We start from the raw sequence: 14,468 nt of genomic DNA on the forward strand, positions 1-14,468 counted from the left end.
GAGACAGGTCACCGCGCCACCGCCAGACAGTAGTCCTCGTCGGTGGCGAGGAGGTTGCGATGGGTGTCCTCGGCCGTGACGACCCCGTCGTCGAGGACGAGGACCCGGTCGGCCGCGTCCAGCAGCGCCGGGCTGCTGGTGATCACGACGGTGGTGCGGCCCCGGCGCAGCTTCGCGACGTTGCGCGCGATGAGCTGTTCGGTGACCGCGTCGACGGCCGTCGTCGGGTCGTGCAGTACGAGGATGTCCGAGTCGGCCGCCAACGCCCGTGCCAGGGAGAGCCGTTGGCGTTGCCCGCCGGAGAGGTTGGCGCCGCGGTCGCGGACGCCGTAGTCGAGTCCGTCCCGGTGGAGGGCGACGACATCGGTCAGCATGGACGCCTCCACGGCCTCGGGCACGGTCCGGCTGGTTCCCGACGGGTCGATGTTCGTGCGGAGGGTGCCCGCGAAGATCTCGCCGTCGTACGGGTTCACCAGCATGTGCTCGCGTACCGCCTCGATCGACAGGTCCGCGAGTTCCCGCCCGCCGACCCGTACCGCTCCCTCGTACGCGCCGGGCGGGACATGCCCGGCCAGGACCGCGGCGAGGTCGGCCGCCACGCGCGGCCGGTAGGCGGCGATCGCCACGAACTCCCCTGCGGACACCTGGAACTTGAGGCCGCGCAGGGTGCCGTACCGGACACCGTCGAGCTCCAGGTTCCCGCCCGCCGCGGGGCGCTCCGGTCCCGGGGTGCCGACCGGCGGCGCGGTCAGCACCAGAGCCATCCGCGCGGCGGAGGCGCGCGCGATCATCACGTACTTCGGCATCTCGGAGAACAGCCTGAGCGGTTCCATGATGAACTGCGCCAGTCCCACGGCCATGACGAGTTCGCCGATGGTGATCTGTCCGTCGAACGCCAGCCAGCCGGCCGTCAGGGTCACCGCGCCGGCGAGGACCGCGTTGAGGGCCAGTGCGGCGCCCGCGTAGGCGCCGTTCACCTTGGCGACGGTGATCGCCTGGAGCTTCGCCTCCGTGCTGACCTTCCGGTAGGACCGGAACGCGGCGTGGTTGCCGCCGAAGCCGTGCAGCGGGCGCAGGCCGGTGATCAGGTCGGCGACCTTCGCGCCCGCCCGCGCCACACGGGCCTGCTGTTCCTGGGTGCTGGAGCCGATCCGCCTGGACAGCACGCTCAGGATCGACATGATCGCGACAGTGCCCACGATCACCAGCAGGCCCAGCCGGACGTCGGCGAGGCCCAGCGCGACCGCCGCGACGACCACCGCGACCAGCGAACTGAACAGCAACGGCACCACCTCGATGATGTCGGCGGTCTGGTCGGCGTCCTCGGTGGCGATGGTCAGCACCTCGCCGGACTTGAGGTCGACGTCCCGGGCCACCGGCTGGAGTCCGCAGGCGGCGACCCGCACCCGCCAGCGGTGCGCCTCGGTCGTGTTGGCCTTCTGCAGGATGCGCATCCCGAACCGCCACGACAGCGACACGGTCGTGATGATCACGGCCAGCGCGGCGATCGACAGGCCGAGCGAGCCGAGGTTCCGGTCCCGCATGGTGTGTTCGACGATCAGGCCGAGCGCGATCGGGAAGGCCGTCTCACCGGCCTGGTACAGGCCCATGAGGACGGTGCCCCAGACCATGGCGCCGAGGTTGCGGCGCAGAGCGGTGCGGAGGATGTCGGACCCCGGGCGGGGCCGCTGCGTGTCAGGACTGGTCATCGAGGTGGTGGGCAATCGCTTCCGGGGTGCGCAGGGTGAACAGGTCTCGGATCGTGATCACCGGTCCGAACTCGCGGCGGAGCAGTCCGGTGAGCCGTACCGCCAGCATGGAGTGTCCCCCCAGGGACACGAAGTCGCTCACCGCGCTCACCTCGTCGTCGTCCAGGTCCAGGGCCTCGGCGAAGAACTCGCACACCACGGCCTCGGTCTCGGTCCGCGGGCCCCGCTCCCCCGCCGTGGTCAGCGCGCCGAGCGGCTTGGCCTCCGGCAAGGCCTTCGTGTCAGCCTTCCCGTTCACCGTGAGCGGGATGCTGTCGACCCGGGCGTAGTGCGTCGGGCGCAGGAAGTCGGGCAGCGCGGCGCCCACTTCGGCGGCGACCGTCGCCGGCTCCGCGCCGTCCAGCACGAGATAGGCGGCCAGCCGGTACGCCCCGTCGACCTGCGGGTCGGGCTGGGCGACCGCGGCGACGAACCGCACCGCGGGGTGCGCGGCGAACGCCGCCTCGACCTCGCCGAGTTCGACCCGGTGACCGCGGATCTTGACCTGCTGGTCGGTGCGGCCCAGGTACATCAGGTTGCCGTCGGGTCTGCGGACCACCAGGTCCCCCGTGCGGTACATGCGCTCGCCCGGGGCGCCGAACGGGCAGGCCACGAACCGGTGGGCGGTCTGGGCCGGCTGCCCCAGGTAGCCGCGCGCGATGCCGATGCCCGCCACGTACAGCTCTCCGGGTACACCGTCCGGCAGCGGCCGCAGCCACGGGTCCAGCACGTACACGTCCGTGTTGTCGATCGCCACGCCCACCACCGGGTCCTGGCACTCGAAGGTGCCGACGCCCAGGGTGTTGATGGTGTACTCGGTCGGCCCGTAGAGGTTGTAGCCGACCGTCCCCTCGGTCTCGGCGAGCCGCTGCCACAACGCCGGTGTGACGGCCTCGCCGCCGAGGAGCACCAGCGCCGGCCGCCGCTCCGGGTCGTCGAGCAGCCCCTCGGCGACCAGCTGCTGCGCGTACGTCGGCGTCACGTTGACGACGTCGATGCCATGCTCCAGGCAGTACTCGACGAGGCGGGGCGCGTCACGGCGCAACTCCTCGTCGCAGATGTGCACCTCGTGCCCGTCGGCCAGCCACAGCAGTTCCTCCCACGACATGTCGAACGCGAACGACACGGTGTGCGCGATCCGGAAGACCCGGTGCCCGTGCTCGGCCAGCACCGGTTCGAAGATGCGGCGCTGATGGTTGATCAGCATGTTGGTGAGACCGGCGTACTCGGTCACCACACCCTTGGGCTTCCCGGTCGATCCGGAGGTGTAGATCGTGTACGCGGGGTGCCGGAGCCGGTCGGGGTCGTCCGGCGCGAACGTGACGAACGGCTCGGCCGCCGGGAGGGGCCGGTCCAGTTCGAGCAGATCGCCGGTCAGCCGCGGCGACACCGCGCGCACCGTGAGGATCACGTCCGGGCGGGCGTCCTCGACGATCGCGGCGATCCGCTCGTCCGGGTGATCCAGCTCCAGCGGCACGTACGCGGCGCCGACGCGCAGTACGGCGAACAGCGCCACGATCGAGTCGAGGGAGCGCGGGATCGCGAGTCCCACGGTCGCCTCGGGGCCGATGCCGCGCCGGGCGAGCACACCCGCCACGGCCCGGCTGCGGTCCCGTAGTTCGGCGAAGGTCATGGTCGAGCCGTGGGCGACCAGCGCCACCCGTCGCGGGTCGCGGTCGGCGGCCCGGTCGAACCGGTCGACGACGGTGTCCGTGCCGACGTCCGTCCGTTCACCCGGCCGGGGCCGGGGCCCGAGCCCGGGCAACGCGCCGACCGGTCCGGTCGCCCGCGCCAGGTCTTCGAGGACGCGCAGGTAGTCGTCGATGAGGCGCCGGGCGTTCTCGTCGTCCTCGTCGCGGTACTCCAGCTTGACCGTGAGCCGGTCGCCGGGCGTGACGACCCAGGTGTACGGATAGTGGGTGGAGTCGTCGGCCCGCACCGAGGTGATGCCGTGCCTGGTGTTCATCTCGGCGAAGGCGTCCAGGTCCAGGAAGTTCTGGAGCACGAACAGGTTGTCGAAGAGGGTGTCGTGCCCGCCGGCCCGCTGGATCTCGCCGAGCCCGAGGTGCTCGTGCTCCATCGCCTCGACCCTGGCCGCCTGCACGGCCGACAGGTACTCCCGGACCGTGTCGTCCGGCCGGGCCCGCGTCCACGTGGGCACGGTGTTGAGCAGCACGCCGACGATGCCGGACAGCCCCTCGCCCTCCCGGCCGGAGACGGTCACGCCGAACACGGCGTCGCTGCGGCCCGTGCGGGCGCCCAGCAGCAGGCCGAACGCACCGGTCAGCACCGAGTTGAGCGTGACGCCGTGCACCTTGGCCGCTTCCCGCAGCAGCTCCGACCGCTCGGCGGACAGGGTGTGCACCAGGGCGCGCGGCAGGGCGTCGGAGAGGGCCGGTGCCGGTCCCGCGAGCAGCGTCGGGCCGGGAAGCCCGGCCAGGTGCTCCGCCCAGAAGCGTTCCGACACGGCCGGATCCTTGGCGTGGAGCGCCCGCGCGTGGTCCTCGAAGCTCGGCGTGGCCGGTGTCGGCACCGGCGGCTCGCCCGCGAGGACGGCTCGATAGGCGTCGAACAGGTCCCGCAGCACGATCTCGCGGGACCAGCCGTCCCACAGCAGCAGGTGGTAGCTCAGCAGCAGGCCGTCGCGGTCGTCGGGCAGCCGCACCACGGTCATTCTGATCAGCGGCGGCTCGGCGGGGTCGAATCCCGTGTCCCGGTCGCGGACCCGCAGGGCGTCGACTTCCGCCTCCGTGGACAGGGCGATCGTACGGACGTCGACGCGGCGGCCGGGCGCGAGGACCTGGACGGGGTTTCCGTCGTCGTCGGCGGTGAAGCCGGCACCCACGACCGGGTGCCGGGCGATGACGTACGCCATCGCCTCGGCCAGGGCGTCGGTGTCCAGCCGCCGGTCGAAGGTGAACCAGCTCTGGGCGACGTAGTGCCCGGCCGGACCCGCCATCTGCGCCTGGAAGAACAGGCCTCGCTGGAGCGGGGTGACCGGTGCCGTGCGCTCGGCGGTCGCGGAGGCGTCCGCGATGCCGTGCAGGGCGCCGAGCCAGTGCTCGGTGATCTCGTCGGGCACGCCCTCGGCGAGGGTGAAGGCCGCGTGCAGGCTTCCCGTGTCCTCGTCGAGCCACGCGTTGACCTCGACGGCGTACGGGCTGCCCTGGTCGCCACCGGTGATGTGCAGCGCCTGGGACTCGCTGCCCCGGCCGAGGTAGTTGAACAGCACTTGAGGGCGGGCGGTGAGCAGCGGTGCCGTCTGCGGGTTGAGGTACCGGAGCATGCCGTACGTGACGTGCGCCGTCTCGTCCGGCTGACGTTCGGCGAGCTCGCGGGCGGCGGCGACGGGGTCGGTGTGCGCGGTGAGCCGTACGGGCGCGATGGCGGTGAACCAGCCGACCGTGCGGGTGTAGTCGTGGTGTTCGAGGAGCGGGACCCGGCCGTGTCGCTCCAGCTCGATCGCGAGGTCGGTGGGGGTCGGCTGGACGCGGGTCAGCGCGGTGCGCAGGGCGCCGCACAGCAACTCGGTGAGACCGATGCCGAGTGCGCAGGGCGCGGTGCGGGTCACGCGCTCGCTCACGTCGGGGGCGAGGACGACCGTGGTCTCGCGCAGGTCGTGGACGGCGGGCATCGGCGCGGGGGCCTGGAGGGTGCTGACCCACTGCCCGAGGGCGTCGATCGCGTGCGCGGACCTGAGCGTCAGCGCTTCGGCGTACTCGGCGTAGGACGTGGTCGGTGGCGGCAGGGGCTCCCCGCGCAGGGCGGTGGCCAGGTCGTCCAGCAGGATCAGCCAGGACACCGAGTCGACGGCGAGGTGGTGCACGGTGACGACCAGGGTCCGGGTCGACTCCAGCCAGGAGAACGCGACGATGTCCGCGGACTCGGGGTCGAGGCGACCGGCGGCCTCGTTCGCCGCCCTGGTGGGGTCGGTGGTGTCCGGCCGTACGACGGTGATCGGGCGGGCGGGTTCGGTTCGCAGGGTCCATACGCCGTGGTCGGTGCGGAGCCTCAGCCGCAGGGCGGGGTGCGTGGCGACGAGGGCGTTCGCGGCGTGCTGGGCGTCCGTGAAGCCGGTGCCCTCGGGGGCGCTCAGTGCCCTGGCCTGGGCGAATCGAGCGAGTGAGCCACCCAGTTCGCGCTGGCGCAGGATGATCGGGGTCGGGGGGAGCGGGCCCTCATCGCGGACGGCGGGGGCGATCTCGGCTTGGGGGGCCTGTGTCCCCAGGTGCTCGGCGAGTGCACGGGGAGTTTTGAGCAGGAACACGTCCCGGGGTGCGATCGGCAGGCCGAGTGTTCGGGCCCTGTTCACGACCGTGATGGCGATGATGCTGTCGCCTCCGGCGCGGAAGAAGTCGGTGTCTTCGTCCACCGCGCTGCCTTGCAACGCCTCGGCGAAGACGGCGACGAGTGCGGCGGCGGCTGAGTTGTCGTCCGCGGGCGCGATGGGGCTGGTCGCGCCCCGCGGCGGAGCCGCATTCATATACAGTCCCGCGCCCCTTTGCGCGCGTTCGGCCAAGGCCTTCCGATCCAGCTTGCCGTTGACCGTCAGCGGTAGGGCCTCGATCGTGAGCACCCTGCCGGGGATCATGTGGACGGGCAGCTTGGACGACAGGCGAGCTGTGAGGTCGGTGGGCACCCGGCCCACCACATGGGCGACGAGGTGATCGCCGCTGTCCGCCACGGTGACAGCCACATCGACCACACCGTCGAGTTCCCGCACCGCGGACTCCACCTCGCCGAGCTCGACGCGGAAGCCCTTCAACTGCACCTGGTCGTCGGCCCGGCCGATGAACTCCAGCTCGCCGTCGAGCGTGCGGCGGGCGAGGTCGCCCGTGTGGTACATGCGGGAGCCGTCCCCCGTGAACGGGTCCGCGACGAACCGTCCCGCCGTGAGCCCCGGCCTGCCCAGGTAGCCGAGCGCCACCTGGTCGCCGGCGACGTAGATGGCACCCACCCGGCCCGGCGGCACCGGGCGTAGCCGGTCGTCGAGCAGGTAGGTGACCAGGCCGGGGATCGGGCCGCCGATCGGGCTGACGTCCTCGCCGCGTGCGAAGTCCTCGTCGGTCAGCACCCGGTGGGTGACGTGGACGGTGGTCTCGGTGATGCCGTACATGTTGACCAGCTCGGGCGAGGCGGTGCCGTGCCGTTCTGTCCAGCCGCGCAACCGACCGAGGTCCAGGGCCTCACCGCCGAAGATGATCCGGCGCAGGGCGGGCAGCGGCTCACCGGCATGCCGGTCGGCCTCGATGAACTGGTAGAACGCCGACGGCGTCTGGTTGAGGACGGTCACCCCGCGTTCGCGGACCAGCCGGTGGAAGTCGACCGGGGAGCGGGTCAGCCCGTACTCGGGCACCAGCAGTTCACCGCCGTACGCCAGGGCGCCCCACAGCTCCCAGACCGCGAAGTCGAACGAGAAGGAGTGGAACTGGACCCATACGTCGTGCGGGCCGAAGTCCATGTCGGGCCGGGTGCCGGCGAGCAGGGTCACCACGCTGGAGTGCGGGACGACGACGCCCTTGGGCCGACCGGTGGATCCGGAGGTGTAGATCACGTAGGCCGGGTCGTGCGGACTCACTTCCGCCTCAGCGGTCTCCCCCGCCGGCAGCTCGTCTCCCTGGACGAGCACGCGGGCCGATACACCCGCCCGGGTCAGTAGTGCCGTGAAGCGGTCCCGCTGGTCGGGGTCGACGAGGACGACCTGGGGAGCCGCGTCGGCGAGGATGTACTCCAGCCGTTCGTCCGGGTAGGCCAGGTCCAGCGGCACGTACGCGCCGCCGGCGCTGACGACGGCGACCAGGGCGACGACCTGCTCCAGGGAGCGCGGGACTGCGACGGCGACCCGCCGGCCCGGACCCACACCGGCTGTGCGCAGGGCCGAGGCCAAGTCGTCCTTCGCGGCGGCCAGTTCGCCGTACGACAAGGGCCGGGTGCCACCGTCGAGGTCGCACTGCGTGACGGCGGTGGCGGCCGGGGCACGGTGTGCGGAGGCGTCGAACAGTGCGCCCAGGGTCGTCGCAGTGTTCCTTGCGGGCAGCCGCCCCTTCTCGGGCGCCAGGTCGTCGACCAGGGTGTCCGGCCGGGTGAGCAGGGCGGTGAGGGTGGCGGAGAACGTACGCAGGAGTGCCCGGGCGGTCGCCTCCCGCAGCAGCTCTCCGTCGTAGATCAGGTTGAAGCGCGGACGGCCGTCGTGTGTGCGTTCCACCACCAGCGTCAACGGGTAGTGAGGGGCGCCCTCGTTCACGATGCCGGTGATGACGAGGGTGTCGCCGGGACGCCGCAGAGCGCCGGTGTCGGTCGCGACGTCGAACACCACCAGGGTGTCGAACAGGGAGCCGGCGTCGGCCTGGCGGCCGATCCTCGCCAGGGAGACGTGCTGGTGCGGCAGCACCGCGTTCTGGTGTTCCCGTACCGAGGCGAGCAGATCGCCCGCCGTGGTCGTACCGGTCCAGCCGGCCCGCACGGGGATCGTGTTGATGAACAGCCCCACCATGTCCTCGACGCCGGACACATCGGCGTCGCGCCCGGACACCGTCGAGCCGAAGACCACGTCGGTGCTGTGCAGGATGCCGCCCAGTGTCACCGCCCAGGCGCCGTGCACGGCGACGCTCAGCGGAACTCCGGCCGCCCGGGCGGCGGCGTCGATGTCGTCCTCCGGCTGCGCGGCGGTCTCGGTGAACCGGTCGGACGGGGTGTGCCCCTCGGCGACCAGTGAAGGGCCGGGCAGGCCGGCCAGTTGCTCGCGCCAGACGCGATCGCTCTCGTCGTCGTCCCGTCCGGCGAGCCAGTGGACGTAGTCGGAGAAGCCGCCGGACGGGTACACGGTCCCCGGCGCGTGGTACTCGGCCAGCAGCGCGCGGAGCATCGGCGGCACCGACCAGCCGTCGGCGATGATGTGGTGCACGGTCTGCACCAGGACGTGGCGGCCGGTGCCCCCGCGGATGAGCGTGTACCGCATCAGCGGGCCGGTGGCCAGGTCGAATCCCGCGCGGCGGTCCCGCTCTGCGAGGTCGCGCAGCTCGGTGTCGGTGATGCCGGGGCGGTCCAGCGTGGTGAAGGGCGCCTCGACGCCGCGCTCCAGCACGGAGGCCACCCGGCCGTCGGCCAGCGCCACGAACCGCGCGGCCAGGTTCGGGTACAGCGTGAGCAGGCGGGTGGCCGCGGCCGCGAGCCGGCCTTCGTCCACGTCGCCCTCCAGGGTGAGGAGTTGCTGCTCGACGTAGGCACCCGTGGAGTCGTCGTCGAAGACCGAGTGGAAGTAGAGGCCCTCCTGCAGCGGGGTCAACGGCAGGACGTCCCGCAGTGCCGGGCCGTCCAGGTCGTCGACGTCGGCCTGGGTGAGCGGCACCAGGGGGAAGTCGCTGGGCGAGTGGCCGCCCCGGTCGAGCGCGGCCAGGCCGGTCAGAGCCTCCCGGAAGTAGCCGGCGAGGACCGCGATGTCCTCGTCGGTGAACATGCCGTCGGGCCAGGAGATGGTGGTGACCAGTTCGTACGCGCCGGTGGCGGCGGGTTCGGCGATGGCGTTGAACTCCAGGGGGCGCGGCAGGCGCATACGCGGGTCGCGCCGTTCGCCCAGCTGGCCGGTGGTGCGGGCGAGTTGCCAGTCCCCCGGAGCGCCCGCGTCGAAGCGGCCGAGGTAGTTGAAGAGGACCTGCGGGGCCGGCGCGTCGAACTCGGTGTGGGTGAGGTAGCGCAGGGCGCCGTAGGAGACGCCGTTGTCCGGAACCTCGGCGAGGTCGTCCTTGACCCTCTTGAGCGCGGCGGCCAGGTACTCGGGTGCCGTGAGGTCGGCCGCCGCACCGGGGTCCACGACCACCGGGAACAGGGTGGTGAACCAGCCCACGGTCCGGGACAGTTCCGGTTCGAAGCCGGCGGAGTCCGCCACGAACCGTCCCTCGCGGCCGTGTCCTTCCAGTTCGATGTGCGCGAAGGTCTGCGCCTGCCCGAGGTCGCGGCGCCGGCGGGCGAGGGCGACGGCGAGCGCGGTCAGCAGGACGTCGTTGACTCCCGCGTGGAACTTGGCGGGGATCTCGCCCAGCAGGGCGGCCGTGACGTCCGGGCCGGCCGAGACGGTGCGGGCCCGCTCCCGTGCGACGGTGTCGGCCGCGGACAGCGCGCGCCTGCCGATCGGCTCGTCCGGTCCCGGCAGGGGGCACCGGTAGTAGGAACTGTCCGCATCGAACGCCGCGCGCTCCAGCAGCTGCGTCCAGCGCCGGAACGACGTGCCCGCCGGGGGCGGTTCGACCGGTGTGCCCGAGGTGAACTGCCGCCATGCCGTGGCCAGGTCCTCCATCAGGATCCGCCAGGACACGCCGTCGATCACCACATGGTGGGCCACCAGGACCAGTTGTCGTGCCGTACGGCGCCAGACGGCACGCAGCATCACGCCGCCCGAAGGGTCGAGCCCGTCGGTGGCGTGCGCGACGCACTCGTCGAGCGGCAGGTCGCTCTCCTGCCACGAGGCAGCGGCCTGGCCGGCCTCCGGTATGTCGAAGCCGAAGCGGTCGCCGCGCACCAGCCTGGCCCGCAGCATGTCGTGCCTACGCAACAGCGCGGTGAGGATCTCGTCGAGGGCGTCGGCGGTGAGGTCCGCAGGTGTGTTCAGCACGACGGACTGGACGAAGCCTTCGATCGCGTCCGTGGTCTCGCCCAGCCACTGCACGACGGGTGAGCCGACGACGGGGCCGGTGGCGACGTCGCGGTGGTCCACCGTGGCGCTCTCCTCACGGCTCGCCACCGCCGCCAGGGCCCCCACGGTGCCGTGGGTGAAGATCTGCCGTGCCGTGACGTGGAGGCCGGAGTCGCGCAACGCGCTGAGCAGCGAGATCGCCAGGATGCTGTCTCCGCCGAGCTGGAAGAAGTCCTGGTCGACACCGACCTCTTCGAGTCGCAGTACCGCCGCGACCGCGGCGGCCACCGCGCGCTCGTTCTCGGTCGTGGGCCGGGTCGGCTCGCCCGTGGCGGTGGTGGGCTCGGGCAGGGCGTTCCGGTCGAGCTTGCCGTTCGCGGTGAGCGGGAACTCCGTCATGACGACGATGTGGGCGGGCACCATGTACTCGACCATGTGCTGGGCGGCCCACGCCTTGACCTCGTCCGCGCGCAGGGCCTCCTGCCCGGCGGCCGGGATGACGTACCCCACGAGGTAGGTGCCGCCCGCCGTGTTCTTCTTCGCGACGACGCAGGTGTGCCGTACGCCGGGGTGTTCCGCGAGACCGACCTCGACGTCCTCGATCTCCAGCCGCATGCCGCGGATCTTGATCTGGTTGTCGGCCCGTCCGAGGAAGTCCAGCGAACCGTCCGGGGCGAACCGTGCGAGGTCACCGGTGCGGTACAGGCGGGAGCCGTCGTCGGCGAAGGGGTTCGCGACGAACCGCGAGGCCGTCAGGCCGGGGGCGCCCACGTATCCGCGTCCCAGGAGGAATCCGCCGACGTAGAGTTCGCCGCCGACTCCGACCGGGACGGGGCGCAGCTCGTCGTCCAGGACGTACAGCTGGGTGTTGGGGTTGGCCTTGCCGATCGACGTGGACAGGCGTTCCGCCGCGCCCCGGTAGATGACGTGCGAGACGCCGATCGTCGTCTCGGCCGGGCCGTAGCCGTGGTACATGGGGATGTCGAGCCGCCTGCGGAACCGCTCGTACAGCTCCGGGGTCAGCACCTCGCCGCCGCACCACACGTGCCGCAGGCTGTCCAGCTTCCCGGAGTCGCCCGCGATCTCCAGCAGTACGTCCAGCATGGACGACACGAGGTAGGTGAAGGTGACGCGCTGTTCGGCGATCACGCTCAGCAGGTGGTGCGGGTCGCGTTCGCCGCCGGGCCGCAGCACCACCAGGCGGGCGCCGCTCACCAGCGGCAGGAAGATCTCGTTGATGGAGATGTCGAAGGACAGCGGCGCCTTGAACAGGGACGCGTCGTCGTGGCCGAAGCCGAGGATCTCGTCGACCTGCCACAGCAGGCGTTCGCTGATGGCCGCGTGCCGGATCATCGCGCCCTTGGGCCGCCCGGTCGACCCGGACGTGAAGATGACGTACGCCAGGGAGTCGCCGTGGACGGTGACCTCGGGGCCTTCGGTGGGGTACGAGCCGAACCTCCAGTCGTCCAGGTCGACGGCCAGGGCTTCCGGTTCGCCCGGGGCGGGCTCGCCCGAGTCGTCGAGCTGTGCCACGACCCGGGCGTCCTCGATGACGACGGCCCGGCGCGCGGCGGGCCACTGGGGATCGAGCGGCACGAACGCGCAGCCCGCCTGGAGCACGGCGAGCAGACCGATCACCATCTCGGCGGAGCGGCCGAGCGAGATGCCGACGACCTGTTCGGCGGTGAGTCCTCGTTCGATCAGGTGGTGGGCCAACTGGCCGGAGAGTCGCGCTGTCTGGCGATAGGTCAGTGAGCGGCGCTCGTCGACGACGGCGATGGCGTCGGGCCTGGTCCGCGCCTGCTCGCGGAACATCTCCACGATGGTCGGGCGGATCCGGTCGGCCCGGGTGTCGTTCCACTCGGCGAGGGCCGTGAGCCTCGCCGCCGCGCTCGACGGGCCGATGGTTCCGAGGGGCCGGTCCGGGAAGTCCGCCAGGTCGTCCAGTGCGAGCTGCGCGTCGGCGAGCACGACCCCGTCCGGCACGGCGATGCTGCGGCCGTCCGGGCCGACCTCCCAGCCTCCGGGCCCGTCGCCGCCGTTGTCCACCCACCCGAGGACCTCGGTGAAGAGGGTGCCGGGCGTGAGATCGATGCCGTCGGGGCCGAGTCCGGTCGCCCAGTAGGACAGTCCGATGGCGGACGCCTCGGCGATGGTCCGGTCGGGATGGTCGCCGATGCGCCGGCGTACGGCGGCCAGTTGTCCGGGGGACAGCAGTACGTGACGAGCGCTCGGTTCCTTCATCGAAGACTCCGCGTTCCTTCCACCGTGGGAAAGTCGGACCGACTCACTTCAGGGGTTGCTCAACTGCCTTCGCGCCAGGCCCGCCACAGTCGTGCGTACCGGCCGCCCAGAGCCACCAGTTCCTCGTGCGTTCCCTGCTCCACCACACGTCCCGCGTCCAGCACGGCGATCCGGTCCGCCGTCATGGCCTGGGTCAGCCGGTGTGCCACGAACAACGTGGTGCGGCCCGAGCACGCGGCCAGCACGGCCCGCTCCAGCTCGGCGGCTCCTTCGCTGCCCGCCTCCGCCGTCGACTCGTCGAGCACCACGACCGGCGCGCGGCCCAGCACCAGCCGGGCCAGGGCGATCTGGGCGACCTTGGTGACGTCCAGGCGCTCACCGCCCTCGCCGACCAGGGTGTTCAGCCCGTCGGGCAGCGCCTCGACCCAGCCGTCGGCGCCGACCGTGCGCAGCGCGTCCCTCAGGTCGGCGTCGGTCGCCTCCGGTGCGGCCAGCCGCAGATCGTCGGCGAGCGTGCCGGAGAAGACGTGGGTCTCCTGCGTCAGGATGCTGACCAAGGCGCGCGCCCCGGCCTCGTCCAGACCGGCGAGGTCGGTCGACCCGACGCGCACCGACCCGGCCTCCGGGGTCCCGATGCCCGCGATCAGCGCGGCCAGGGTCGTCTTGCCCGCGCCCGTCGCCCCCACCAGCGCGAGCGAACCGCCGGCCGGGATCGTCAGGCTGACGTCCCGCAGCACCGGCTCCGCGCCACCGGGGTAGCGGAACGTCAGGCCCTCCACCGTCACCGGGTACGGCCCCGCGTCCGGCGACTCGACGGTCGTGTCGCCGACCAGCCGGTCCTCGGTGGGCTCCTCCAGCACCCCGACGAGCCGGGTCAGACTGGCGCCCGACTTCTGTGCCTCGTCGAAGGTGAACATGATGGCGCCGAGCGGGACGAACAGCCGGTGGAACAGCAGCGGGGCCGCCGACACCTCGCCGAGGCTCGCGGCATCGGCCTCCAGCAGGGCGTATCCCACCACGAGGATCAGGACGAGCCCGATGAACTCGGCGCGGTTCTCCCTGCCGACGAACCGGCCGAAGAAGCGGAACACCTCGATGCCGAGGTCGCGCACCCGCCACGACTCCTCGGTGACCTTCTCGCGGAAGGCGCCTTCGAGGCGGTAGGCCCGGACCGTGTCGATGCCGTTGAGGCCGCTGATCAGGGCCTGTGCCCGGTCGGCCTGGGCGGCCCGCTGCTTACGGTAGAGCGGGGCGGAGCGGGGGAGGTACCAGCGCAGGGCCAGGGCGTACGCGGGCAGCGCGCCGGCGCCTGCCAGGCCGAGCCGCCAGTCCAGCCCGAACATGCCGACCGTGGCGATGACGACCAGCACGCCCGCCGAGAACACCGTGGGGATGGCCGAACGGATGCCCTTGGAGATGACGGCCACGTCGTCACCGACCCGGGAGAGGACGTCTCCCCGTCCGACCTGCTCGACCCGTGCGCTCGGCATTCCGAGCACCGCCCGGACGGCGCCTTCGCGCAGCCGCGCGAGCAGGTCCGCGCCCAGCCGCCCGATCAGGTAGGTCGAGACGGCGGTGGCCGCCGCGCCGAGCAGGGCCGCGGCCACCATCAGCGCCCCGATCGTGACCAGGACGGAGCGGGACGCGCCCTCGACGACCCCGTCGACCACGCGGCCGAGCAGGAGCAGGGGGAGGACCTGGAGCGCCGCCCCTGCCACCGTGGTGAGCACGGTGGCGACCGTCAGCCAGGGCGTCTCGCGGCAGTGCGCCGCGACCCATCGGGTGGCCTCGCGTCCGGTCGCCGTGCGCAGGGCCGCCGGGGCGACGCGCGTGTCGGTGGTGCTCAC

3 protein-coding genes are annotated in these 14,468 nt (G+C 72.3%); all 3 read right to left on the reverse strand.

What is annotated here, in order from left to right:
- Positions 1-8: 8 nt before the first annotated feature.
- Genes ABEA82_RS15395 through ABEA82_RS15405 form a run of 3 tightly spaced genes read right to left on the reverse strand, consistent with a single transcriptional unit; the run spans position 9 to position 14,468 of the window.
- On the reverse strand, positions 9-1,709 hold the full coding sequence (locus ABEA82_RS15395) for an ABC transporter ATP-binding protein (RefSeq protein ID WP_345662030.1): 1,701 nt from the start codon (positions 1,707-1,709) through the stop codon (positions 9-11).
- Entirely contained in the window at positions 1,696-12,621 is a 10,926-nt protein-coding gene (locus ABEA82_RS15400; protein ID WP_345662031.1) for a non-ribosomal peptide synthetase, read from the reverse strand. The genes ABEA82_RS15395 and ABEA82_RS15400 overlap by 14 nt, the downstream gene beginning before the upstream one ends.
- 59 nt (positions 12,622-12,680) lie before the next feature.
- A complete protein-coding gene (locus tag ABEA82_RS15405; protein ID WP_345662032.1) occupies positions 12,681-14,468 on the reverse strand; it encodes an ABC transporter ATP-binding protein in 1,788 nt (595 codons plus the stop codon).

The sequence above is a fragment of the Streptomyces venetus genome (assembly GCF_039540295.1).
GTDB lineage: Bacteria > Actinomycetota > Actinomycetes > Streptomycetales > Streptomycetaceae > Streptomyces > Streptomyces venetus.